Source organism: Fundidesulfovibrio agrisoli (assembly GCF_022808715.1).
Classification (GTDB): Bacteria; Desulfobacterota; Desulfovibrionia; order Desulfovibrionales; family Desulfovibrionaceae; genus Fundidesulfovibrio; species Fundidesulfovibrio agrisoli.
Genome location: NZ_JAKZKX010000029.1, coordinates 1 through 23,815, shown reverse-complemented (window position 1 = coordinate 23,815; position 23,815 = coordinate 1). Strand labels below are relative to the sequence as shown.

Sequence of the window (23,815 nt, the reverse complement as noted above, 5' to 3'; positions counted from 1 at the left end):
GAGGTGTTCTGTGCTTGAGAGGCATGTGGATTGGTTCAAGGGGTACGTTGCGGAATTCCGGACGGGCGTCCCCGAGGATGACGAACATATCGACCTGAAGCTGGAGCACTCCCTCAATGTGCTGCGGGAGGCCCGGGCCATCACGCCCACGCTGGGCCTGCCCGCCCATCTGGAGGAAGCCTGCCTGCTGGGGGCGCTCTACCACGACACCGGGCGCTTTCCCCAGTACAGAACCTACAAGACCTTCCGCGACCCCGACTCCGACAACCACGCCTTCCTGGGCGTGCGCGCCCTGCGCGGCCTGGGCCACATCCGGGCGCTGGACCCTGAAATGCGCGCCCTGGTGCTGGGGGCCGTGGTGCTGCACAATCGCCGGGCCATCCCGCGCGGGGCCGGGCCGGAACTCGCCGCGGTGACCCGCCTGGTGCGCGACTGCGACAAGCTCGACATCGTGCGCATCATGCTCGAGTACCTGCAGCCCGGGGGCAAGCGCTCCGAGGTGGTCGTGCTGAACGTGCGCAACGAGCCCGAGCGCTACACCCAGGCCATCGTGGACCAGATCAGGTCCGGGTCCATCGGCGATTACGGGCTCATGCGCTACGAGAACGACTTCACCCTCCTGCTGCTCAGCTGGGTCTTCGACCTCGCCAGCCGGGCCGCGCGCAAGGCCTTTCTCGAGCGGGGCCACGTGGAGAGCCTTTTCGCCATCCTGCCGGGCGACCCCCAGTTGACGCTTTTGAAAGACGGGATTTATAGTCACCTCAGTCGATAGAGTATTTTTCAACATCCCATCAATATTGCGGAGCGCCAGGTGCCGGAAAAGGTCTCTTCCCCCATCAGGTTGGATGTCGTGATCACCGTCACCGGGGTGGAGGATCACGCCCGCCGCGACAGGCAGTGCCTCAAGCAGCTCAAGGCAGCGCTCATCGAGCATTTCGCCTCCGGCTCGGAGGCCATCGACTTCCTGGGCGCGCAAAGCGCGGACCTGGTGGTGCTCGACTCCCAGCTTGCGGACATGGACGGGCTCAAGTTCCTCAAACTCATGCGCCTGAACATGGACCTGCGCGATACGCCGGTCATCATGGTCACGCAGGAGGGGCAGAAGGACAAGGTGCTGGAGGCCATCGCCGCCGGGGTGGACGGCTACGTGCTGCGCCCCTACACGGTGGACACCTTCCAGAACCACATGCTGCGCGCCCTGAAGGTGGACCGCCTGGCGGACATCGAGCAGTCCCAGTTGCAGGAGGGCAAGCGGCTCCTGGCGGCGGGCAAGTACGACGAGGCCATCGAGGCCTTCGAGGAGCTCGTCTCCGAGGAGAACCAGGCCCAGAAGTACTACGACATGGGCTGCAAGTACCTCCTCCGCCAGAAGTACGGCCAGGCCATCATCGCTTTCAAGAAGGCCGTGAAGATCAACGAGCTGTTCGCGGAGGCCTACAAGGGCCTGGCCGAGGCTTACAGGGGCAAGGGCGATCTGGACGGCTACAAGTCCTACCTGCAGAAGGCCGCCGAGACCTTCGCCCAGTTCAACCGGCTGGAGGAGACCAAGGAGCTGTTCATCGAGGTGCTCAAGTACGACGCCGACAGCCCCAACCCCTTCAACACCCTGGGCGTCAAGCTGCGCAAGGCCGGGGATCTGCCCGGGGCGCTGCACGCCTACCGCCAGGCCCTGGAGCTGACCCCCGACGACGAGAACATCCACTTCAACATGGCCAAAGCCATGTTCTTCATGGGCGACCCCAAGGGCGCGCAGGAGGCCATCCTCAAGGCGCTGTGGATCAACCCCAACTTCGCCGAAGGCCGCAAGCTGCACCTCAAGCTCTTCTCCCGCGAGTTCAGACCGCCCAAGGGCGCGGGGATGAAGGGCGGCGCGCCGTCGACCGGCACGCTGGACAGCGTGCAGGATATTTGATCCACCGCCCCGGCGTGACCCAGGGCGGTTCCCCACGATTCTAGCGCCTCAGCAGGCTGTCGAACCACACCTTCTGGTCGTACGCTCCGTACAGGAACGTGCCGCGATGGTCGGCCTCGTCGCCGGCGTACACGGCCTCGGCGGCCGCCCCGCCCAGGGCGCGCGTGTACTCCACCGGCAACGTCGCTATGGCGGGCGGCATGACCTCATCCGCCTTCCCGAAGTAATAGCGGCTGGGGGTGGCGGAGCGCCAGCGGTAGGCCTGGTTGTCCTGGAGCTGCCTGAAGAAAGGGCTTGCGGCCATCGAACTGGCCGCCGCGAACTCCGGCTGCAGCAAGTCCGCCACTGTGGCGGGCAGCAGTTTGGCGGCCTCATCCCAGCCGATCCTGTTCTCGTAAAAATCGTTGGCGGCCTGCCAGTACTGCGGTTTTATGGCCGTACGGCTCAGGCCGCTCATCCCGTAATAGCGCTCGTAGGAGTTGATGAACAATACCGGCAGCGCGACGAGGTAGCTCGCATCCAACGCGGTGGGGTTGTTTATCCACCTTGTCAGCAGCATGTAGAGATCATTGGGGGTGCTCGCCGTGGCTGCGGCCTTTACCGAAATGCCCAGGCTCTCCAGCCTGTGGCGGAACACCATGGTGCTCCACGCCCCCTGCGACCACCCGCTCAGGAAAAGGTCGCCCTGTTCGATATTCAGGGCGCGGCACACCGCCCTGGATGCGAACAGCATGTCCAGGCAGGCCTGCGCGGTGGCCTCCTTGACCATGTAGCTGTCCGGCTCAGCGGAGAGCCCCTTGCCGATGTAATCCGCCCCGATCACGACATAACCGTCCCCGGCGAAACGCGCTATCATCAGCCGCGTCTCCATGGATTCCTCCGGGTTGGAGGGCACCGCCGTTCTGCTGAACACCGTACCGTGCTGATACGAGAGCACCGGCAGCGTCCTCTTCGCCACCCGAGGTACGGCGAGCAGGCCCGAGGCCCTGACCGGGCGGTTGTTCTGCTCGGGTATGACGGTATCGTATGTCACTCGGTACAGATCGACGGCATTCTTGGCGGCGGGATAGGCCGTCTTGAACGCGCTGAATTCCGACAGCTCCTTGCCCATGATCCGGTTCAACCGCTCCACGGTGTAGGACCCGATGCGCTCGTAGCGAACTCCGGCGCAGGCAGGCCCGAGGTCTGCGGCCATAGCGGGGAGCGACATCACGACCAAGGCCACTACGGCGAGAATCGACATCCTGTTCATCTGAAATCACACAACTCCTGTTCATTAAGAACTGATCCGCAGGCGCGGCGACTAGAACTCCTTCGCCATCTCCCTCGCTTTCGCGATCGCCCGGTTCCTGCTGTCCCCCGCCACGTCGTCCGAAGCCAGGGTGGACTCCACCCGCACGGAACGGATGTCCATCAGCCCGATATAGCCCAGAATCATCTCCAGGTAGGGCTTCTGGTGGTCCAGCGCGGCGGCGGCCGTGCCCGCCGGGTACTGCCCGCCGCTGGCGTAGGCCACGAACACCGGCTTGTCCGGGATGAGCCCGCGCACCCCGTCCCCGTCCGCCTCGAAGCTCAAACCGGGCTGCACGATCAGGTCGATGTAGTGCTTGAGCGGGTAGGGCAGGCTGAAGTTCCACATGGGCACGGCCATCACAAGCCTCGAGCACATCTTGAGCTCCTCCACCAGGCGCCGCACCGCCTCCCAGGCGCGGAACTGCTCCGGGTCGTGCGTCAGGCCGTGCAGCACGTTGTACTTGGCCTGCAGGGTGGGGCCGTCGAAGGCGGGGAGGTCGCCATCGAAGAGGTTGCGGGTCTTGATGAGGATATCGGGGTCGCGCTCGGCCAGGACTTCCAGGAAGGCGTCGGCCACGGCGATGGAGTGCGAGCGCGCGCCGCGCGGCGAGGCCTTGATGTAGAGGATGGTGGACATGGGAGCTCCTTGCGGCGGTTCGGCCGGGCGTATTGGAATGATACGCCGCGAGCATAGTCCGCAGGGCGCGAAAAAGGCAAGCAGGGCGCGAATAACGAGCTTCGGCAGGACAATCCCCGGACGGCGCGGGGACAAGAGAGCAGGCGATGGCTGCGCCGCGACACGGCCGGCAGCGCAAAAACGGTTGGGATCGTGCGGGAATCGCGCCCCGGCGGATCAATCCTCCAGCAGGGACCCGAACTCGCTCCGCTTGAGCGCCATGCGCTGGAAGTATTCCCGCAGCTCAGGCTTTTGGGGCATGATCTCGTGCTTCTGCAGGTAGGCCAGAAAGGCCAGCGCCTCCCGGAAGTTGTTGTCCAGCTCCAGGCAGATGCGCAGCTCGGTGAAGGCCATCTCGGTGTCGCCCTTCTCGAACCAGGCCCTGGCGATGTTCAGGCGCAGGTGCTCGTCGTCGTCGCAGAGTTCGCGGGCGCGGTGGTAGAAGGCCAGGGCCTCGTCGAAGAGGCCGCGCTTGCGCAAGGCGATGCCGAAATCGTTGAACAGGTGCTTGTGCTCGGCGCTGAAGCTCTCGTCCAGGCGCACAAGCTTCTCGAAGGCGTAGCGCCCCTTCTCCAACTGGTTGAGCGCCAGGTAGGCCAGGCCCAGGCCGAAGTTGCCGCGTATGTTCTCCTCGTCCACGCGCAACACCTTCTGGTACTCGATCTTGGCCTCAACGTTCATGCCCTGGTTGCGGTAGTAGTCGCCCATGAGCACGCGCTGCGTGAGCAGCTTGTAGCCCAGGTCCGGCTCCAGGGTGAAATCGCGCAGGAATTCGTCCCTGGGCACCTGTATCTTGCGCTGCGTGGGCAATTGGTGCTCGTCGAGCAGTTGGATGCTCACCACGCCGGGCACGCTCTCGCGCGCGAACCAGAAGTGCTTTTCCACGGCCGGGTCGGGCTCCTGCCCGGGCAGCGCCGAAGAGGAGAACACGCCCTTGAGCTTGGGCTGGGCCGTGTCCGGCCCGATGTCCAGGGTGTCCGCGCCGCTCATGGATTGATGAGGACGACCACGCGCCGGTTGCGGGCCTGGTTCTCGGGGATGGGCTGGCCCTGCGGGGTGTCGTTGGGCGCCACGGGGCGGGTGTCGGCGTAGCCGGTCACGTGGATGCGCTCCTTGGCCACGCCCCGGTCGATGAGGTGCCTGGCCACGCGGGAGGCCCGGGCCGCCGAGAGCTCCCAGTTGGAGGGGTACACGAAGGACTGGATGGGCAGGTTGTCCGTGTGGCCCTCCACGGTGACGGCGTAGGGCGTGCCGCGCAGCGAGGCGGCGATGGAGTCGAGATAGGGGATGGAGTTGGCGGTCAGGTCCGCGCTGGCCTTGTCGAAGAGCACCGCGCCCTTGAGGGTGATGGCGAAGCCGCCCTCGCGCTGTTCGATCTGCACCCCGGCGGGGTCCTGGGCGAAGCGCAGGCCCAGCTCGTTGCGCACCTCGTCGATGGACTTGCCGGGCTTGGGCTGCCCGGTCTGCGCGGGCGGGTTCAGGCCCCCGGCCGGGATCTTGTTCTCATAGACCTGCGGGGGCAGGGCGGGGGGCACCACGGGGTAGAGCTGGCCGCCCAGGTTGATGTCCTGCTTGACGGGCACTCCCTGGGGCAGGGCGGAGCGCTTGGCCTTCTCGGCCTTCAGGGACTCCTCCAGGGCGCTGGCCACCTTCTTGTAGCGGTCCTGGTCCAGTTGGGAGACGGAGAGCATGAGCACGAAGAAGCAGAGCAGCAGGGTGAGCAGGTCCGCCAGGGAGACGAACCAGGTCCCCTCGTCCTCGTCCTTCTGGCGGCCGCGCAGTTTGCTGAGGTTGAGCATGGGCCAGGCCTAGGGGCGCTTGCCGATGGAGGCCCAGCGCCTGGGGGGCAGGTAGGCCTTGAGCTTGTCGTAGACGATGGCCGCGGGGGTCTTGTCCTTGATGAAGAGCACGCCGTCGCGGATCACGCACATGAGCAGCACGCGCTCCTCGATGCGCTTCTCCACCTTCACGGCGATGGGCAGGAAGATCAGGTTGGAGAGCAGGATGCCGTAGAGCGTGGTGGTCAGGGCCACAGCCATATGCTGGCCCAGGGTGGAGAGGCCGCCGCTGCCCATGACCTGCATCAGCCCGATGAAGCCGATGAGCGTGCCGATGAGCCCGTAGGCCGGGGAGAGCTTGGCCATGGTGCGGTAGATGCCGGCCGAGGAGATCTCCTGCTGGTAGGTCTGCTCGATGCGCGTCTCCAGGATTTCCTTGATCTCCTCGCGGGAGTAGCCGTCCACGAGCATCTGGATGGCGTTCTGGAGGAATTCGTTCTCGATGCCGGGCAGGGCGCTCTCCAGGTGGACCTTGCCCCGCGCCGAGGCCTCCCGCGCGATGTGCACGATGGCCTCGATGTAGTTGCCGATGGGCAGCTCCTCGCGCTTGAGGGCCGTGAGGAAGATGTTGAAAACCCGGGTGACTTCCTTGAGCGGGAAGCAGATGAAGGTGGAGGCCAGGGTGCCGCCGAGCACGATGGCCAGGCCCGGGAAGTTGATGAAGACGCGCGCGGAATCCGTGGCGAAGAACGTGGCCGTCCCCAGGATGATGATGCCCGCCGTGAAGCCGATGACTGTGGCTATGTTCACCCGTTAAGCCCCTTCATGGTCTTGATGAGCGCCAGGAGTTCGTCCTCGATGTCCGAGGCTTCGTCGGGGTCCACCGCGCCCAGGCGTCCGACCTCCTCGGTGACCACGGCCGCGATCTTCTTGGAGAGGTTGGCCATGATCTTCTGCCTGGCCTCGGGCCCGGCCAGGGAGGCCAGCACCGACACCTTGTAGAACCCCAGTTTGGAGAGCGCCTCGCCCAGGGTGGCGTTGTCCACGGCCACGATGTCCTGCACGGTGGCCAGGTCTTCGGTTTTGAGGCGCGGGCGCTTGGCGCGCTGGAAGAATTCGCCGCCCACCTGCTCCGCGTAGTCCGTGATGGAGCGCTTGTGGAAGAAGAAGGAGGTGGGGGGCATCTCGCCGTAGGAAATCTTTTTCAGGATCGTTTCCGGCTGCGCCTGCACCAGGGCCGCGAAGTCGTCCAGGTCGATGAACTCCAGCTCGCAGGCGGTGTCGTCCTGGTTGTCCTTGGCCAGGTTGCGGGTCACGTTGGCGAAGCGCTCCAAGTCGGGCACGGAGAGCAGGCGCTCCCGCACGAATTCGCCGGTCTTCTTCCTGGTGCCGAGCAGCGGATCCTGCCGGTAGCGGGAGCCCTTGACGTCGGTGATCTCCACCACGTGCAGCTTGGCCAGCTTCTCCAGGATGTCGTCGATCTCCACCTGGGAGATGAGCAGGATGTCCTTGATGGTGCGGGAGAGCTCCACCGTGGAGAGCTGCGCGGCCTCCCCCTTGGCTCCGGGTTTCGCGCCCGGCGCGGCCGAGGGCCTGGGCAGGCCCTTCCAGGCCAGCTGGATGATGTTGCAGACCGCCGAGAAGGTGTTGGAGCAGCTGCGCTCCGTCACGCGGGCGTTGAGGGCCCGGATGCGCTCCACGAGGTAGGTGGTGATGATCTGCACCGGGCGGGGGCACTTGAGCAGCAGGGTGTGCAGGAGGTTCTGGTCCAGCACGATGACTTCGGTGTATTCAAGCGCCTCGGCGGAGGCGGTGCGCTTCTCTTCGCTGATGACGCCCATCTCGCCGAAAATCTGGCCCGGGCGCATGATGCCCAGGGTGATGCGCTTGTTGCCCGAGAGGCGGTACACGCCCACCGAGCCCTGCTTGATGATGTAGGCTTCGTTGCTGGACTGGCCCTCCTTGTAGATGACCTGGCCCTTGTGGAAGCTCTTGGTCTTGTCCCCCACGTCGGGCGTCCTTGTTTCGGGTTTCCGCTCCACTGCGAGCCTCCGGCGTTCTGGTCGATATGCGTATGGTGTCGGTGTGTTGCCGGCGACCCGCCACGCGGGGCCGCGAGCGCCGGGAGGGACGCTGCGCTCCGGGATTCGGCACACATTTCAGACTAGCCGCAAACCGTCCAGAATTCAAGACAATGGGGCTCCGGCGAAAATATTTACTAAGGCGTGACATGCGGGTAGAACCTCCGGAGGAGCGCGATATGCCGAAACCGACCTGCCAAGACGTCTCAGTCCTCAGAATCACCCCGCACGGCCCGGAAGGCCTGAGCCACGGGCTGTGGCTCATCGAACTGGAAAACCCCGGCTGGCAGGCAGTGCGCCCCGGGCAGTTCGCCATGCTCAGGCCCACGGCCTGGGGCTTCGAACCCCTCTGGGCCAGGCCGTTCTCCATCTGCCGGGCCACGCCGGAGCGGCTGGCGTTCCTGATCCAGGCGGTGGGGCGCGGCACCAGGCTGCTCACCGGGCTCAAGCAGGGCGACACCGTGACGGTCTGGGGCCCGCTGGGCCACGCCTTCAACACGGAGCCGGGAGTGCGCACCCTGATGCTGGCCGGAGGCGTGGGCATCGCCCCCTTCGTGGAGTACAGCGCCGCGCACCCGACGCCCTCCAACCTGACCCTGCTCTTCGGGCACCGGCCCCCGCTCTCCTGCTACCCTTACGAAGACATCACCCGGCTGGCGGCCGCTTCCGCCTTCCGGGAGACCTCCCCGCAGGACATCCCCCTGTTCGTGGCCCGCATCGAGGAGGCCATGGCCGACCACGCCGGCGGGCTGGCCCTGGCCTGCGGCCCCACGCCCTTCCTGCGCACGGTGCGCAACGCCGCGCTCAAGCTGGGCGTGCGTTGCCAGCTCTCCCTGGAGAACCGCATGGCCTGCGGCATCGGGGCCTGCCTGGGCTGCGTGGCCACGGATTCCGAAGGCCACCACGTGCAGAGCTGCACGCGCGGGCCTGTCTTCTGGGCCAACGAAATTACCCTCTAGGAAGAGATCATGGACCAAAGCGTCAGCCTTGCCGGTTTGAACCTCAAGAACCCGGTGATGACCGCCTCGGGCACCTTCGGCTACGGCCTGGAGTTCACCCCCTACGGCGACCTCGCGGCCCTGGGGGGCATCGTGGTCAAGGGCCTCTCCCTCAAGCCGCGCGAAGGCAACCCCATGCCGCGCATAGCGGAGACGCCCTCCGGAATGCTCAACGCCATCGGGCTGCAGAACTGCGGGGTGGAGCGCTTCCTGAGCGACAAGCTGCCCCGGCTGCCCTGGAAGGCCACCCCCATCCTGGCCAACCTCTACGCCTGCGACCCCGACGAGTTCGGGGAGCTGGCCGGAGTGCTGGCCGCCGAGGAGGGCGTGGCCGCGCTGGAGGTGAACATCTCCTGCCCCAACGTGAAGGAGGGCGGCGTGCTCTTCGGGCAGGACCCCTCCCAGGCCGCCAAGGTCACGGAGGCGGTCAAGAAGCGCTGCGGCTCCAAGCCGGTGATGGTCAAGCTCTCGCCCAACGTGGCGGACATTGTGGGCATCGCCAGGGCCGTGGAGGCCGCCGGGGCGGACTGCCTCTCGCTCATCAACACGCTCACCGGCATGGCCGTGGACGTGCGCACCCGCAAGCCCCGCCTTGCCAACGTGGTGGGCGGCCTCTCCGGCCCCGCGGTGAAGCCCGTGGCCCTGCGCTGCGTGTGGCAGGTCAGCCGGGCGGTCAACATCCCGGTCGTGGGCATGGGGGGCATCAGCTCGGCCATGGACGTGCTTGAATTCATTCTGGTTGGGGCGCACGCGGTCCAGGTGGGCACCGCCAATTTCACCCGTCCCGATTTCGCCTTCAGGCTCGTGGAGGAGTTGCCCCAGGTGGCCGCCAGCATGGGAGTCACCGATTGGGAAAGTTTCAGAGGGAGCCTGGATGTGGGCTGAGAAGCCGCCTTTCAGTCAGGCCGACCGGGCTTCGCGTCCCGGGGCGGGGCTCTTGGTCTCCACGCTGTTCCAGATGCTCATCGTGGTGTGCGCCTGTCTCTCAGCCGCTCCCGGCGCCGCTTGGGCGCAGGTGTCGCAGGGGGCGGGCGGTCCCCTGCGGGTGTGCATCGTGCACAGCTACCACCCCGACTACGGTTGGACCCAGCAGATCAACAAGGGCGTCTACGAGGCCCTGGCCGGCCTCAACATCAGCTACTCCGTCCTCTACCTGGACGCCAAGCGTCAGCACGAACTGCAGCGGCTTCAGCAGGCAGGGCGGGAAATGGCCCGGACCATAGCGGGGATGGAGCCCGATGCGGTGGTCGCCGCGGATGACGCCGTGCAGGAGTACGTGGTCTCCCCCCATCTCAAGGGCGGCATCACCCCGCAGGTGATCTTCTGCGGCGTCAACGCCCCGCCGGAGCGCTACGGCTACCCGGCGGCCAACGTGTCCGGCGTGCGGGAACGCTTCCACTTCCGGGAGGGGGTGGCCCTGGCCAAGCGCATCCTGCCCCAGGCAACCAACATCGCCTACCTGTTCGACGCCTCCGAAACCTCCCTGTTCCTGCGGCAGGACATGGCCCGGGACGTGGCCGAAGGCGGCCCCTACGCCCTTGTCCAGCAATCGCTCAATTGCGCGGTCACCTACCAGCAGTGGCAGCGCAGGGTGTTGGACCTGCAGGCCCAGGCCGACGTTTTGGGCCTAGCGCTCTACCACAGCCTCAAGGACGAACAGACCGGGAGGGCGGTCCCCGCGGCGGAGGTGGCGGAATGGACGCACTCGGTCAACACCAAGCCCACGCTGGGATTCGCCGATTTCTCCGTGGACCATCACGTGCTTTGTGGAGTACTCGAGTCGGGCTACGAACAGGGATTCCTGGCCGGGCAGATGGTCCGGGAAGTGTTGGTCGGGCGCATCGCGGCGGGGGCGCTGCCCATGCGCGTCAACGAATCGGGGATCGTGATGCTCAACCTCAAAACCGCCGAGAGCCTGGGGCTGGACATCCCCTATGACGTCATCGAGGCGGCCGCCGTCGTCGTGCACTGAGGCGGCGCGCTCTCACCGGTCGTAAAAGGCATGCACATGGTTTGGCAATGCGGGACACTCTCTACGCGCCGGACCGGCGAACCGGCCGGACGCGCCGGCGTCCCCTGCCCGAGGGCCTCCGCATGACCATCAATCTGTCCCGGCCGTACCTCGTACCCATCCTGTTCCTGGTCTTTCTGGGAATGCTCCTGACCACGGCCACTTCCTACTTCCACACCAAGCAGGCCGCCGAAGACATGGCGGTGGGCCAGATGACGCAGGCGCTGGATTCGCTCAACCGCGACGTTTCGGGCAAGGTGCAGTCCCTGCGCGGCAACCTGGCGCTCTGGTCCCAGGAGGACGTGTTCAGGCTGGCCCTGTCCGACACCTACCTGGGCCGCTCCGCGCGTCAGGCCGCCGAAAAGCGCCTCTCCGGCCGCCTTGTGCGCGACTACTACGACCGGGCCATACTGGCCAGGCCGGACGGACTGGTCGTGGCCTCCTCCGACCCGGCGGGGAACCCCTCCGTGAAGGTGGTGGAGCGCGATTACTTCAAGCGTTCCTTGAAGAACGAGGTGGTCACCTCCACGATCCTCAAGAGCTATTACTCGGGCAAGCCGGTGATGGTGGTCTCAGGCCCCGTGCAGGGGCAGGACAAGCAGGCCGTGGGCGTCATGGCCCTGGTGGTGGATATCGGCAGGTTCTCCCGAGAGATCCTGGACGGCATCCGCATCGGCAAGAGCGGCGGAGCCTACCTGCTCGACGAGGCCAACCAACTGCTGGGCACGCCCTCCTGGGGCCGCGCCGGGCAGTTCCACCCCGGCGAGGAGGCCATTCGCAAGCTGCGCGCCGCGAACGGCGTCGGCGTGGTGCGCTACCACAACGCCCAGACGGAGCGCATGGCCGTGGCCGCCGTCAACCCCGACACGGACTGGGTGCTGGTGGTGGAGGCCGACGCGGACGAACTGCTGCGCCCGGCGTCCAGGCTGGCGGCCATCAACGCCCTGGTGTCCCTGTGCGTGCTGGCCCTGGTGGCCGTGGCGCTCTACGCGCTCAGAAACGCCATCGCCCGGCTGCGCTGCTCCGAGGGCAGGTACAGGGCGCTGGCCGAAACGACCCCCGTGGGCATCGCCACCTTCGACGCCGCGGGCAGGCCGGACTACCTCAACGAGCGCGCCCAGCATATCTTCGAGCTCGCCCCCACCGAGGAGGCCCCCCGGCCCAGAAACTGGACGGAGCTGTTCGAGAACAAGGAGGGCGCGCCGCTGAACCTCTCCGAGCTGCCCCCGGGGCAGGCCCTGGCCTCCCAGAAGCCCGTGCTGGGCAGGAACGTGTGGTTCCGCCTGGGCTCGGGCAACCGCAAGGCCCTGCTGTTCAACGCCGCGCCCCTGCTGGGCGAGAGCGGGCAGGTCACCGGGGCGGTGGCCGCCTTCGAGGACATCACCGAGCGCTCCCGCATCCAGGAGATCATGGTCCAGACCGAGAAGATGATGTCCGTGGGCGGACTGGCCGCGGGCATGGCCCACGAGATCAACAACCCCCTGGCCTCCATCCTTCAGGCGCTCCAGGTCGTCACCCGCAGGCTGGACCCGGAGCAGCCCGCCAACATCCGGGTGGCTCAGGAAGCCGGGCTGGATCTGGGGGCCATGCGCGAATACATGCGGCTGCGGGGGCTGGACCAGTTCCTGGAGGGCATCCGCGAGGGCGGGGTGCGCGCCTCCAGGATCGTGAGCAACATGCTGGGCTTCGCCCGCAAGTCGGGCAGGGACTACGCCGCCTGCGACCCCGGCGACCTGCTGGAGAAAGCGCTGGAGCTGGCCGGGGGCGACTACGACCTCAAGAAGCAGTACGACTTCCGCCACGTGAGGATCGTGCGGGACTACAGCACCTACATGCCCAAGGTCGAATGCCAGCCCATGGAGATCGAGCAGGTCTTCTTCAACATCATCAAGAACTCGGCCCAGGCCCTGAAATCAAAGGATTTCTCCCCGCCGAAGCCCGCGCCCGCGCCTGAGGGGCGCAAGGGCCTGCCCGCGCCCGAAGGCGCGCCTGCGGAAGCGCAGGACGGCGCGCTCCCTGCCGTGTCCCTGGCCTCGCCCATGCTGACCCTGCGCACCCAGCCGGAGAAGAACGCGGCCCTTGTCATCATCGAGGACAACGGCCCCGGCATGAGCGAGGAGGTCCGCCGCCGCGTGTTCGAGCCCTTCTTCACCACCAAGGCCATCGGCGAAGGCACCGGCCTCGGGCTCTCGGTGGCCTATTTCATCGTGGTGGAGAATCACAAGGGCAGCATCGACGTGGAGTCCACCCCCGGGCAGGGCACCCGCTTCCTGATCCGGCTCCCTTACCGCCGGGGGCTGTAGAACCGCTCCCGTCAGTTCGGAATCCCGCGCCTACCCGGCGCGGTTTGTTCAATCGTCACTTTCAATTTTTCAGGAATGCCCGGCCCGGCAGCCCGGCCAGCCAGGCTGCGGGCGGCGCCGCAGCGGCCATGGCGCTGGGTTCAGGCCAGGCGCGGGTCGCGGGCGATGGCCTCGGCCAGCTTGCGCATGGCCGTGGGGAAGGCCAGGCCCTCCAGTTTGGCCAGGGGCAGCCAGCGGAAGGAGCTGGCCGCCGTGAGCACGGGCTCGCACGGCGCGGCGCCCTCGGGGAAGCCCGTCAGGTAGGCGTGCATGGTCACCCGGTAACGGGTGTAGGAATGCTTGATGACCGCCAGCTTGCCCAGGCTGCGCACCACGAAGCCGGTCTCCTCCCGCACTTCGCGCAGGGCCGCCTGCTCGGGCTCCTCCCCGGGTTCGATCTGGCCGCCCGGGAACTCCCACAATCCACCCCATACGCCGCCGGGCAGGCGCTTCTGCACGTAGATCAGCCCCTCGTGCAGGATGACCGCCGTGCCCATGCCAATGGGAACCACGGGCTTGCCTGGGGGGAGGGCCGGGCGCAGGTCCACGGTGTCCTTGGCCAGGGCGAGGCAGATGGAGGCCAGGGGGCAGCGCGGGCAGGCCGGGTCGCGCGGGGTGCAGACCAGCGCGCCGAGCTCCATGAGCGCCTGGTTGAAGTCGCGGGCCTGACCCTGGGGTATGAGCGAGAGCGCCAGCCCGGCGAAGCGCCTGCGGCCTTCCGGCGCCTTGGGTGAGAGGGCGATGTCGAACACGCGGGCCAGAACGCGCTCCACGTTGGCGTCCACGGCGGCCATGTCCTGCCCGTAGGCGATGGAGAGCACCGCCCCGGTGGTGTAGGCTCCCACGCCGGGCAGGGCCGAAAGCTCGGCGGCGGAGGAGGGCACCGCCCCGCCGTGCACATCCACGATGGCCCGGGCGGCCTTGAGCAGGTTGCGGGCGCGGCCGTAATAGCCCAGCCCCTCCCAGAGCCGCAGCACCTCCTCCTCGCTGGCGCGGGCCAGGCTGTGCACGTCGGGGAAGCGGGCCAGGAAGCGGTTGAAATACTCCACGGCCCTGTCCATCTGGGTCTGCTGGAGCATAACCTCCGAGAGCCAGACCTGATAGGGATCGTAGCCGTCGCGCCAGGGCAGGGGGCGTTTGGCCTGCCGGAACCAGTCCAGCAGGAGGGACGAAAAGCGGGATGCGTCAGGCATGTTCGTTTCCAATTCGGGCAGGCTGGGTTATAGCACAGGGCAAGGACGCCGTCGATAGAAGGAGAGGCCATGCCGAGACCGACCGTCGCCATCGCTCTGTGCCTGCTGCTGCAGGCTGCCGCCGCACTGTTCAGCCCGCAGTCCGCCCCCGCGCAGGACAAGCCCTGGTTGCCGCCGGACCTCGCCCCCTGGGCCGGCTGGACGCTCTACCGGCAGGACGCGGCCCAATGCCCGCCCCAGGCCCTGGACCCCGCCCAGCGGCAATGCGCGTATCCCACCCGGCTGAAGCTGGCCGTGGCCGCGGACGGCGCAACCTTCAAGCAGAACTTCAGGGTTTTCGCCCCCCAGACCGTGCCCCTGCCGTGGGCGCAGGGGCTCTGGCCCGCCGCCGTGACGCTTGGCGGCAAGCCCGCCGCCGTGCTGGACATGAACGGCAGGCCCGGGCTGAGGCTCCAGCCCGGAGAATGGCAGGTGGAGGGCCAACTGCCCTGGAAGCGCAAGCCTCAGGCCGTGCGCATCGCCGCCCAGACCGGGCTGATCGAGCTGACCGTGGACGGCAAGCCCGTCGAGAACCCCCGCCTGACCCCCGACGGCGCGCTGGACGTCTCCGGCGCGGACACGGCCAAAGCCCAGGCCGACGCCTTGGGCGTGACCGTCATGCGCCTGCTGCGCGACGGCCAGCCCATGACCCTCACCACCCTGGCCCGCCTGGAGGTCTCCGGGCGCTCCCGGACCATGACCCTGGACGGCCTGCTGCTGCCCGGCTCCGAGCCGCTGGGCGTCAACTCGCCCATCCCCGTGGGTTTCGGGCCGGACGGCAAGGTGCTGGTGCAGGCCGGGGCGGGCAGGTACGATGTGGAGATCGTCAGCCGCCTGCCCGGCGGGATCATGTCCGTGGGTCCGGTGGCGGCTCCTTTCGGGCGGGAGACCTGGGCCTTCCAGGCCGACAAGGCCCTGCGGGAGGTGAAGCTCTCCGGCCCGCCCTCCACCGACCCCCAGACCTCGGACCTGCCCCAGGACTGGAAGCGCTTCCCGGCCTACGTGCTGGAGAAGGGGGCCACCGTGGCCTTGCAACTGGTGCGGCGCGGGGAATCCCTGCCGCCGGGGGACGACCTGAAGGTCGGCCGCGAGCTCTGGCTGGATTTCGACGGCAAGGGCCTCACCGCCCAGGACACCATCTCGGGGCCGCTGCGCCGCTCGCCCGTGCTGGCCATGCGCGAGCCCGGCGAGCTGGGCCGGGTGAGCTCGGGCGGGCGTGACCTGCCCGTGGTGCTGCTCGGGCCGGAGAAGCGGCGCGGCGTGGAGTTGCGCCAGTCCCCCCTGGCGGTCACGGCCGAGGCCCGCTACCCCGACGCCTCCATCGCCATCCCGGCCACAGGCTGGGAGGCGGGCGTCTCCTCCCTGTCGGCGGTGCTGCACCTGCCGCCGGGCTGGACCCTGCTGGACGCCTCCGGGCCGGACGCCCTGAGCGAATCCTGGGCCGGGAAGTGGAACCTGCTGGACATCTTCATCACCATGCTGGCCGCGCTCGGGGCCTGGAAACTGCGCGGAGTGGCCGCCGGGGCGGCGCTGCTGGCCTTCCTGTTGCTGGCGCAGCACGAGCCCGGCGCGCCAGTGGACACCTGGCTCGTGCTGCTGGCGGTGCTGGGAGTGTCCCGGGCATTCGAATCCAGCTCCAAAGCCGGGGACTGGCCCCGCGTGGCCGGGGCGTTGCGCATCCTGCGGGCGGGCGCGGTGCTGGCGCTGTGCCTCGCGGCCCTGGCCTTCGCGGCGGACCAGATCCGCCTGGGCCTGCATCCGCAGTTCACACCGTCCTTTTTTTCCCCAGGCCCAGCTTCAGTGAAGAGGGTGGAGATGTCGCCCATGCAGGCGACGGACGAAATGGAGGCTCAGGAGGCATCCCCCGTGCCCAGGCCGCAGGCCGCGCCGCCCGTGTCCCCGTCCGTCTCCATGGAAAGACTGGCCAAGGAAAAGGCTCCCCGAACACAGGCGGAGGGCGGGGCGGTCTTCCTTGGGTCCGACCCCTCCAGCCTGGTGCAGACCGGCCCAGGCATACCCGCCTGGAGGTGGCACAGCGTCCGCCTGACCTGGAACGGCCCGGTGGACGCCAACCAGACCCTGCGCCTGATGCTCATGCCGCCCGCGGGCAACACGGCCCTCTGCTTCGTCCGGGTGGCGCTGCTGCTGGCGGGCATCTGGCTGGTGGCCGGGGGCATGATCGGCTCCACCCTGCGCGCCGGCAAATCCGTGGCGGCCGTGCTGCTCTGCCTGGCCGCACTGGCCTCGGCAGGGGCTGCCCAGGCCGGGGAGGCGCCCCCCAAGGAAGTGCTGGACGAGCTGCGCACGCGCCTGCTGGCCCCTGCCGAGTGCTTCCCCACCTGCGCGGGCGTATCCTCCATGGCTGTCAATCTGGACGCCAAGGGCCTCACCCTCACGCTGGAGGCCGGAGCGGCCACGCAGTTGGCCATGCCCCTGCCCGTGGTCAGCGGCTGGCGGCCCGCGTCCCTGAGCGCGGACGGCAAGCCCGTCCCCCTGTATGCCACCGAGGCCGGGCTCTGGGCGCTGCTGGAGGAGGGCGCGCACAAGGTCGTCATGAGCGGCCCCGTACCGGCTGACGTGGCCGTCACGATCTCCGCGCCGCTCCAACCCAGAACCTGCCGGGTGGAGGCTCCGGGCTGGGCCGTGCTGGGCATCGACCAGGACGGCGTGTTCCAGGGCTCCCTGCGCCTGACGCGCCAAGGCGAGGCGGGCCGGAAGGAGCAGGCCTCGCTCACGCCCGTGTACCCGCCGTTCCTGGAGGTCCGGCGCACGCTGGAGCTCGGGCTGGCCTGGCAGGCGCGGACCACCGTGCGGCGCATGACCCCGGCGGACCAGCCCGTGCTGGTCCATGTGGGGCTCATGCCCGGCGAATCCGTGCTGGAGGGCGGCGTGCCCGTGGAGAACGGCAAGGCCGTCGTCTCCCTGGCGGCCGGTCGGCAGGAACTCTCCTGGCGCTCCCGCCTGGACATATCCCCCGAAGTGACCCTTGAAGCCCCGACTGACGCCCCCTGGGTGGAGACCTGGCGGCTGAGGGCCTCCCCCGTGTGGGACGTGGCCCTCTCGGGCATCCCGGTCACCGCCAGCCAGGACGAATCCGGGGCCTGGAGCCCGATGTGGCGGCCCTGGCCCGGCGAGAAGGCTTCCATCAAGCTCACGAGGCCCGAGGCCGCGCCGGGCGAGAGCCTGACCATCGACCGTGTCCGTTTACGCTCCGCCCTGGGGGCGCGGCAGGACGAGGTGCGGCTCATGCTCCACCTGCGCTCCTCCCTCGGGGGGCGGCACACCCTCGCATTGCCCGCCGACGCGCAGCTCACCGGGTTGCAGATCGGGGGGCAGCCCGCGCCCTGGTCGTCCGACAAGCCCGGAGAAGTGGGCATCGCCCTTTCGCCCGGCGTGCAGGAGGTCACGGTGAACTGGCGGCAGCCCAGGGACGGCTTCTTCGCCGGGGCCAGCCCCACCGTGGACGTGGGGCACCCGGCCGTGAACGCCGAGGTCACCCTGGACCTGCCGCGGGACCGCTGGGTGCTCTGGGTCTCCGGGGCCACGCCCATGGGCCCAGCCGTGGTGTTCTGGGGCACGCTCTGTGTGGTGTTGATCGTTGCGGCGCTGTTCTCCCGCCTGCCGTGGACGCCGCTGGGCTTCGCGCAGTGGATGCTCTTGGGGCTGGGGCTGGTGCAGCCCGGTGGCGTCGTGGCCCTTGGCGCGGCGGCCTGGCTCGTGGCGTTGGGCCTGCGCCGGAACTACCAGATCCGGGAGGGCTGGTTCGCCTTCAACGCGGTGCAGGTGCTGCTGGTCTGCCTGGTGCTGGCCGGGCTGAGCTGCCTGTTCGAGGCCGTGCGCGACGGCCTGCTGGGCGCGGCGGTGGGCATGGTGCAGGGCAACGGCTCCAACCCGCACCATCTGGTCTGGCTGTTCGACCGCACGCCCTCGGCCCTGCCCGTGGCGAAGGTCTGGTCCGTCTCCGTGTGGTGGTACCGGGGGCTGATGCTGGCCTGGTCCCTGTGGCTGGCCTTCTCCCTGGTGGGCTGGCTGCGCTGGGCCTGGGACAGCTTCTGCGTTGGCGGGGCCTGGCGCAAGCCCGATCTCAAGCTGAAGCCCTTGAAGCCCCTTGCACCTTCCAAGGGAGGCAAGCCGGAAGAGCCAGCCGCCGCTGCCGAGGCAGGGCAGGGCGGCCAGGAAGGGCAGCCCGCCCCGACGGAGGAAGGCGGTAAGGGCGGAGGGGCGTAGCCCGGCTGTAGAGCATTGGTTCCGGGGGAGATTCTTGGGGAGGCGCTGCCTCCCCAAACCCCTCCGGCAGGGGAGTGACTCCCCTGCACCCCCAATAGCTTTGCGCCCACAGGGGGCGTCTCGTTGTTCTCAAGGTAAATAAAATCCGGGAAGGCGTCGCCTTCCCGGATTTTTAATTGCGGGGTCCAGGGGGATCATCCCCCTGGCGGGGTGTGGGGCGGAGCCCCACGCTCTCCATCACCATTCCAATAAAAAGGCCGGTGGAGCTGTGCTCCACCGGCCTTTCGTATTCTCTTCCTGCCGCCGGACCCTATTTGGCCTTGCCCTGGCTGGCCACGGCCTCGATCTGCCGGGCGATCTCGTCCGGGTCGCCCAGGTAGTAGTGCTTGACGGGCTTCAGGGCCTCGTCCAGCTCGTACACCAGGGGCACGCCGGTGGGGATGTTCAGCTTGGTGATGGCCTCGTCGCTCACGCCGTCCAGATACTTCACCAACGCCCGAAGCGAGTTGCCGTGCGCCGCGATGAGCACGCGCTTGCCCGCGCGCACCTGCGGAGCAACGACCTCATGCCAGTAGGGCAGCACGCGGGCCACCGTGTCCTTGAGGCACTCCACCCCGGGCAGTTCGTCCTGGGTCAGTTCGGCGTAGCGCGGGTCGAAGCGCGGGTGGCGCGGATCGTCGGCCTCCAGCGCGGGCGGGCGCACGTCGTAGCTTCTGCGCCAGACGAACACCTGCTCCTCGCCGAACTTCTCGGCCATCTCGGCCTTGTTCAGGCCCTGCAAGGCTCCGTAGTGGCGCTCGTTGAGCCGCCAGGACTTGTGCACCGGCAGCCACATGAGGTCCATGGCCTCCAGCACGATGTCCAGCGTCTTTACCGCGCGCTTGAGGTAGGACGTGTAACACGCGTCGAACCCCAGGCCCGCCTCCAAAAGCGCCTTGGCCCCGGCGGCGGCTTCGGCCTCCCCCAGGGGGGAGAGGGGCACGTCGGTCCAACCGGTGAAACGGTTTTCGAGGTTCCACTGGCTCTGGCCGTGGCGCACGAGCACGAGCTTGAACATGGCTGCCTCCTTGCGGACTTCTCGCCCATGAAGCCAGACTGGTTGCGATACGAAAAAAAAGCCAAGCCCTTACATATGGCAACTATGCTTCGGACCTGGCTTTTTTCTCAATCGTACCGGCCTGTGCCCAGGCGGGCCGCTGACTTGCATCCCTGGCGGCTAGGACTTCTTGCAGCCGCCTTCGGGCTCCAGGCCTTCTAACATGCGGATGGCGCAAAAGGAACCGCACATGGCGCATTCCTTTTCCTTATGGAAGTCCTTGCGGCGTTTGGCCAGGGTGTGGGGGTCCAGGGCGTTGGCGGCCATGGCGTCCCAGTCCAGGGCGGCGCGGGCCTTGGAGATGGCCAGGTCGCGCTCCACGGCCCAGGGGCGGCCCAGGGCGGTCTCGGCGCTCTGCGCGGCGATCAGGCTGGCCTTCACGCCGTCCCAGACGTCGTCGGGGCCGGGCAGGGTGACGTGCTCGGCCGGGGTCAGGTAGCAGAGGAAGTCCGCGCCGAAGTAGGCGGCCTGCGCGCCGCCGATGGCCCCGGCGATGTGGTCGTACCCGGCGGCCGCGTCGGTGGTCAGGGGCCCGAGCACGTAGAGCGGGGCGTTGTTGGTCAGGCGCTTGATGCCCTGGATCTGGCTCTGCACCAGGTGCAGGGGCACGTGGCCGGGGCCTTCGATCATGGTCTGAACGCCGTATTCAAGGGCCTGGCGGGCCAGGTCGCCCAGCACGGCGACCTCCTCCCACTGGGCGGAGTCGCCCGCGTCCGCGCCCGCACCGGGGCGCAGGCCGTCGCCCAGGCTGATGGTCACGTTGTGCTTGAGGCAGATCTTGAGCAGCTCGTCGTAGTGCTCGAGCATGGGGTTTTCCTTGCCGTGGCGCTTCATCCAGCGCGCCAGCAGGGAGCCGCCGCGCGAGACGATGCCCAGGATGCGCCTGCCGTCGGAGCCCAGGCGGGCGGCCTTGGCCGTGACGCCGCAGTGCAGGGTCATGAAGTCCACGCCCTGCTCGGCTTCCTTCTCGATCTCCTCGAAGAGCTCGGCCTTGCTGAAGTCGCTGGGGTCCTCCCCGCGGGCCACGTAGGGCTGGGCCACGGAGTAGAGCGGCACGGTGCCCAGGGGCAGGCCCGATTCCGCCAGGATGCGCACGCGAACATCGTCCAGGTCGCCCGCGGTGGAGAGGTCCATCACGGTGTGCGCCCCGGCCTTCTCGGCCAGGCGCAGCTTCTGCAGCTCCATCTCCACGTTGTTGATCATGGGGGAGGTGCCGATGTTTGCGTTTACCTTGACCCGGCCGGGTTGACCGATCAGGGTGACGGACACATTCTTATGGGCGGGGTTGCCCAGCAGGACCATGGTGCCTCCGTCCAAGCCGGAGCGCATCTGCTCGACGCTTACGTGCTCGTGGGTGGAAAGGGCTTGGCCGTGCGTTTTCAAATAGTTGGAAACGATGCTATTTTTCTGGGTCAGAGACATATGGGTGATCCTTCAGGTGGGGGTAGTGACGTGATGTGCGCCATTTCCTACCACGACAATATCGCGCGGAAAAGGGGCTGATTGCGCTTGCCAAGTGGCATGCCCGGGTGTATAGAGCCCCTCTTCGATTAGATCAAGGAGCTTCTGATGAAGAGCGACATCCATCCCAAGACGTTCAAGGCTAAGGTCGTGTGCAACTGCGGCTATCAGTCCGAAGTGCTTTCCACCAAGGGTGAGACGGTTTCCGTGGAAATCTGTTCCAACTGCCACCCCTTCTACACCGGCAAGCAGCGCCTGATCGACACCGCGGGCCGCATCGACCGCTTCCGTAAGAAATACGCCAAGTTCGAAGAAAAGACGGCCTAGGCCAGCAAGCACGAAGCGGCGCCTTGTGCGCCGCTTTTTCTTTCAAGTATGCCCATGCCCAATGCGCTTGGCGCCAATGAGACCGTAGGAGGGCAGGCGGTGATGGAGGGGGTCATGATCCGCTCCAAGAACTGCTTGGCCATCGCGGTGCGGCGCCCCGACGGCGAGATATTCGTCGAGACGCGGCCCTGGTTCAGCCTCACCGACGCGAAGTGGCTCAAGAAGCCCTTCGTGCGCGGCTTTCCCGTATTGCTGGAGACCCTGGTCAACGGCATCAAGGCCCTGAACTTCTCCGCCCAGCAGGCGCTGGACGAGGAGGAGGGGGAGATTTCCCCCTGGGCCATGACGCTGACCATGGTTTCGGCCATCGGGTTCGCGCTGCTGCTCTTCGTGGTGGCCCCGCACATGTTCTCGCTGGGCATGAAGTGGCTGGGGCTTTCCGGCGGGGCCGAGGCCTTGTCCTTCCACATGTGGGACGGCCTGTTCAAGCTGGTGATGTTCGTGGGCTACATCCTGTGCATCTCCTTCATTCCGGACATCCGGCGGGTGTTCCAGTACCACGGGGCGGAGCACAAGGTCATCTGGGCCTTCGAGAACAACGTGACCCTCTCGCCCGAGGCCGTCAGGGACTTCTCCCGCCTGCATCCGCGTTGCGGAACGACTTTCCTGCTGTTCGTGCTGGCGGTCTCAATTGTGCTCTACACCTTCCTGGTGCCCCTGCTGCTGCAGTTCTGGGCGCCGGAGAACGGGGTGCTCAAGCAGGCCTACATCATCGGCGTGAAGTTCGTGCTCATGGTGCCCATCAGCGCCATATCCTACGAGATCATCAAGTTCTCCGGGAAGTTCCACAAGAACATCCTCTGCAAGGCCCTGGCCTGCCCTGGGCTGGCCATGCAGATGCTCACCACCCACGAGCCCGACGACGCCCAGATCGAGGTGGCCATCGCGGCCCTCAACGGGGCGCTCGGGCGCAAATAATCCGGAAGCAGGTCATGTTCGCCAAGCTCGAAAGCATTGAAACCAGGTTCGTCGAACTCGAGAAGGAGTTGTCCTCCCCCGAGGCCCTGGCCGACCAGGAGCGCTACCGCAAGCTCACCAAGACCCACTCGGACCTGGGCGGGGTCGTCTCCGTGTACCGGCGCTACAAGAAGCTCCGGGAAGACCTGGAGGAGAACAAGCTCCTCCTCGAGGACTCCGACCCCGAAATGCGGGAGATGGCCGCCGCCGAGATCAAGGCCCTCCAGGAGGAGATCCCCAACCTGGAGGCGGAGCTCAAGATCCTGCTGCTGCCCAAGGACCCCCTGGACGACAAGAACATCCTCCTGGAAATACGCGCGGGCACCGGCGGCGAGGAAGCCGCGCTCTTCGCCGCGGACCTCTTCCGCATGTACATGCGCTACGCCGAGCGCCAGCGCTGGAAGCTGGAAGTGCTCAGCGAGTCCCCCTCCGATACGGGCGGCTTCAAGGAAATCATCGCCAACATCTCCGGCGACAAGGTCTACAGCCGCCTGAAGTACGAGTCCGGTACGCACCGCGTGCAGCGCGTGCCCGCCACGGAGACCCAGGGCCGCATCCATACTTCCGCGGCCACCGTGGCCATCCTGCCCGAGGCCGACGAGGTGGACGTGAAGCTCGACCCCAACGAGCTGCGCATCGACGTGTACCGCTCCGGCGGGCCCGGCGGCCAGAGCGTGAACACCACGGACTCCGCCGTGCGCGTGACCCACATCCCCTCCGGGCTGGTGGTCATCTGCCAGGACGAGAAGAGCCAGCACAAGAACAAGGCCAAGGCCATGAAGGTGCTGCTCTCCCGCCTGCTGCACCAGGAGCAGGAGAAGCAGCGCATGGAGGTGGAGGCCACCCGCCGCCAGCAGGTCGGCTCCGGCGACCGCTCCGAGCGCATCCGCACCTACAACTTCCCCCAGGGCCGCATGACCGACCACCGCATCGGCTTCACCATGCACAACCTGGACAAGATCATGGACGGCGACATCGACGACATGATGAACGCCCTGATCAACCACTACCAGACCGAGGCGCTCAAGGCCCAGGCCGACAACGCCTAGCCCGCCCGGTTGGAATCGAAAGCAGGACGCCCGCGCACGCACAGTGCGCGGGCGTTTTCTTTTGGGAACGGGAGGAGCGTGGAGAGGAGGGCCTCCGGCGGGCAAAGGGAGGAACTCCCTTTGCAATCCCACATAAGCTTCGCGTTCTACCCCGGTTCCATCCACCTGGACGTTTCCCGCCGATCCCGGAGACCATCACCGGAATTGCTTCCGGGCTTTCATCGCGTTCCCCTTCCTGTCGCCGTGAACTACGTGGTCTTCCTGGTGGGGCGGCGGGGGCGGCGCATGACGATATTCTTCCGATATATCGGCTTG

General features: G+C 67.4%; 19 protein-coding genes. 10 read left to right on the top strand and 9 right to left on the bottom strand.

Annotated features, from left to right (window positions below; genetic code table 11):
• Nucleotides 1-25 precede the first annotated feature (25 nt).
• The gene (locus MLE27_RS15950; protein ID WP_243313276.1) at nt 26-772 is read left to right on the top strand and encodes an HD domain-containing protein; all 747 of its coding nucleotides are present in this window, start codon (nt 26-28) and stop codon (nt 770-772) included.
• Nucleotides 773-850: 78 nt separating this feature from the next.
• Nucleotides 851-1,912 (top strand): tetratricopeptide repeat protein, encoded by a 1,062-nt coding sequence (locus MLE27_RS15945; protein ID WP_243313274.1) that lies wholly within the window; start codon nt 851-853, stop codon nt 1,910-1,912.
• Between the two features lie 40 nt (nt 1,913-1,952).
• Here the strand turns inward: MLE27_RS15945 and MLE27_RS15940 are convergent, their stop codons facing one another.
• The 6 genes from MLE27_RS15940 to MLE27_RS18225 form a co-directional block, all read right to left on the bottom strand.
• Nucleotides 1,953-3,155, bottom strand: coding sequence for a hypothetical protein (locus MLE27_RS15940; RefSeq protein ID WP_243313273.1), 1,203 nt, complete (start codon nt 3,153-3,155; stop codon nt 1,953-1,955).
• Between the two features lie 60 nt (nt 3,156-3,215).
• Nucleotides 3,216-3,842, bottom strand: a complete 627-nt coding sequence (locus MLE27_RS15935) for an FMN-dependent NADH-azoreductase (protein ID WP_243313271.1) — start codon at nt 3,840-3,842, stop codon at nt 3,216-3,218.
• Nucleotides 3,843-4,058: 216 nt separating this feature from the next.
• Nucleotides 4,059-4,871, bottom strand: a complete 813-nt coding sequence (locus MLE27_RS15930; protein WP_243313269.1) for a tetratricopeptide repeat protein — start codon at nt 4,869-4,871, stop codon at nt 4,059-4,061.
• Nucleotides 4,868-5,680, bottom strand: coding sequence for an OmpA family protein (locus MLE27_RS15925; RefSeq protein WP_243313267.1), 813 nt, complete (start codon nt 5,678-5,680; stop codon nt 4,868-4,870). The genes MLE27_RS15930 and MLE27_RS15925 overlap by 4 nt, the downstream gene beginning before the upstream one ends.
• 9 nt (nt 5,681-5,689) lie before the next feature.
• Entirely contained in the window at nt 5,690-6,469 is a 780-nt protein-coding gene (locus MLE27_RS15920) for a motility protein A (protein ID WP_243313265.1), read from the bottom strand.
• Nucleotides 6,466-7,701: a cyclic nucleotide-binding domain-containing protein gene (locus MLE27_RS18225; protein WP_243313263.1), complete on the bottom strand. Its 1,236-nt coding sequence runs from the start codon at nt 7,699-7,701 to the stop codon at nt 6,466-6,468. Before MLE27_RS18225 ends, MLE27_RS15920 begins: the two co-directional genes overlap by 4 nt.
• A gap of 218 nt (nt 7,702-7,919) precedes the next feature.
• On the opposite strand from MLE27_RS18225, the gene MLE27_RS15910 reads away from it, so the two are divergent.
• From MLE27_RS15910 to MLE27_RS15895, 4 genes are all read left to right on the top strand, one after another.
• Nucleotides 7,920-8,699 (top strand): iron-sulfur cluster-binding protein, encoded by a 780-nt coding sequence (locus MLE27_RS15910; protein ID WP_243313261.1) that lies wholly within the window; start codon nt 7,920-7,922, stop codon nt 8,697-8,699.
• 9 nt (nt 8,700-8,708) lie between these two features.
• Nucleotides 8,709-9,623: a dihydroorotate dehydrogenase gene (locus MLE27_RS15905; RefSeq protein WP_243313259.1), complete on the top strand. Its 915-nt coding sequence runs from the start codon at nt 8,709-8,711 to the stop codon at nt 9,621-9,623.
• Between the two features lie 52 nt (nt 9,624-9,675).
• Complete coding sequence (locus tag MLE27_RS15900; protein WP_243313257.1) at nt 9,676-10,710, top strand: ABC transporter substrate-binding protein; 1,035 nt, start codon at nt 9,676-9,678, stop codon at nt 10,708-10,710.
• A 122-nt stretch (nt 10,711-10,832) separates the two neighbouring features.
• A complete protein-coding gene (locus MLE27_RS15895; protein ID WP_243313255.1) occupies nt 10,833-13,052 on the top strand; it encodes a sensor histidine kinase in 2,220 nt (739 codons plus the stop codon).
• 140 nt (nt 13,053-13,192) lie between these two features.
• On the opposite strand, the gene mutY is transcribed toward MLE27_RS15895, so the two are convergent.
• Nucleotides 13,193-14,284 (bottom strand): A/G-specific adenine glycosylase, encoded by a 1,092-nt coding sequence (gene mutY / locus MLE27_RS15885; protein WP_279355876.1) that lies wholly within the window; start codon nt 14,282-14,284, stop codon nt 13,193-13,195.
• Nucleotides 14,285-14,353: 69 nt separating this feature from the next.
• Between mutY and MLE27_RS15880 the strand changes: the two genes are divergently transcribed.
• On the top strand, nt 14,354-18,550 hold the full coding sequence (locus MLE27_RS15880) for a hypothetical protein (RefSeq protein WP_243313253.1): 4,197 nt from the start codon (nt 14,354-14,356) through the stop codon (nt 18,548-18,550).
• Nucleotides 18,551-18,860: 310 nt separating this feature from the next.
• On the opposite strand, the gene gpmA is transcribed toward MLE27_RS15880, so the two are convergent.
• Both gpmA and thiC read right to left on the bottom strand, forming a co-directional pair.
• On the bottom strand, nt 18,861-19,607 hold the full coding sequence (gene gpmA, locus MLE27_RS15875; RefSeq protein ID WP_243313251.1) for a 2,3-diphosphoglycerate-dependent phosphoglycerate mutase: 747 nt from the start codon (nt 19,605-19,607) through the stop codon (nt 18,861-18,863).
• 159 nt (nt 19,608-19,766) lie between these two features.
• A complete protein-coding gene (thiC, locus tag MLE27_RS15870) occupies nt 19,767-21,068 on the bottom strand; it encodes a phosphomethylpyrimidine synthase ThiC (RefSeq protein WP_243313248.1) in 1,302 nt (433 codons plus the stop codon).
• 147 nt (nt 21,069-21,215) lie between these two features.
• Between thiC and rpmE the strand changes: the two genes are divergently transcribed.
• The 3 genes from rpmE (at nt 21,216) to prfA (ending at nt 23,500) form a co-directional block, all read left to right on the top strand.
• Nucleotides 21,216-21,434, top strand: a complete 219-nt coding sequence (rpmE, locus tag MLE27_RS15865) for a 50S ribosomal protein L31 (RefSeq protein WP_243313246.1) — start codon at nt 21,216-21,218, stop codon at nt 21,432-21,434.
• 114 nt (nt 21,435-21,548) lie between these two features.
• Nucleotides 21,549-22,412 (top strand): DUF1385 domain-containing protein, encoded by an 864-nt coding sequence (locus tag MLE27_RS15860; protein ID WP_243313243.1) that lies wholly within the window; start codon nt 21,549-21,551, stop codon nt 22,410-22,412.
• 14 nt (nt 22,413-22,426) lie between these two features.
• Complete coding sequence (gene prfA / locus MLE27_RS15855; RefSeq protein ID WP_243313241.1) at nt 22,427-23,500, top strand: peptide chain release factor 1; 1,074 nt, start codon at nt 22,427-22,429, stop codon at nt 23,498-23,500.
• Nucleotides 23,501-23,815 lie beyond the last annotated feature (315 nt).

Bases quoted from the DNA above. Each gene is read 5' to 3' on its own strand.
- MLE27_RS15940 (WP_243313273.1), bottom strand. From the start codon at position 3,155: ATGTCGATTCTCGCCGTAGTGGCCTTGGTCGTGATGTCGCTCCCCGCT.
- MLE27_RS15935 (WP_243313271.1), bottom strand. From the start codon at position 3,842: ATGTCCACCATCCTCTACATCAAGGCCTCGCCGCGCGGCGCGCGCTCG.
- MLE27_RS15930 (WP_243313269.1), bottom strand. From the start codon at position 4,871: ATGAGCGGCGCGGACACCCTGGACATCGGGCCGGACACGGCCCAGCCC.
- MLE27_RS15925 (WP_243313267.1), bottom strand. From the start codon at position 5,680: ATGCTCAACCTCAGCAAACTGCGCGGCCGCCAGAAGGACGAGGACGAG.
- MLE27_RS15910 (WP_243313261.1), top strand. From the start codon at position 7,920: ATGCCGAAACCGACCTGCCAAGACGTCTCAGTCCTCAGAATCACCCCG.
- MLE27_RS15905 (WP_243313259.1), top strand. From the start codon at position 8,709: ATGGACCAAAGCGTCAGCCTTGCCGGTTTGAACCTCAAGAACCCGGTG.
- MLE27_RS15895 (WP_243313255.1), top strand. From the start codon at position 10,833: ATGACCATCAATCTGTCCCGGCCGTACCTCGTACCCATCCTGTTCCTG.
- mutY (WP_279355876.1), bottom strand. From the start codon at position 14,284: ATGCCTGACGCATCCCGCTTTTCGTCCCTCCTGCTGGACTGGTTCCGG.
- MLE27_RS15880 (WP_243313253.1), top strand. From the start codon at position 14,354: ATGCCGAGACCGACCGTCGCCATCGCTCTGTGCCTGCTGCTGCAGGCT.
- gpmA (WP_243313251.1), bottom strand. From the start codon at position 19,607: ATGTTCAAGCTCGTGCTCGTGCGCCACGGCCAGAGCCAGTGGAACCTC.
- thiC (WP_243313248.1), bottom strand. From the start codon at position 21,068: ATGTCTCTGACCCAGAAAAATAGCATCGTTTCCAACTATTTGAAAACG.
- rpmE (WP_243313246.1), top strand. From the start codon at position 21,216: ATGAAGAGCGACATCCATCCCAAGACGTTCAAGGCTAAGGTCGTGTGC.
- MLE27_RS15860 (WP_243313243.1), top strand. From the start codon at position 21,549: ATGATCCGCTCCAAGAACTGCTTGGCCATCGCGGTGCGGCGCCCCGAC.
- prfA (WP_243313241.1), top strand. From the start codon at position 22,427: ATGTTCGCCAAGCTCGAAAGCATTGAAACCAGGTTCGTCGAACTCGAG.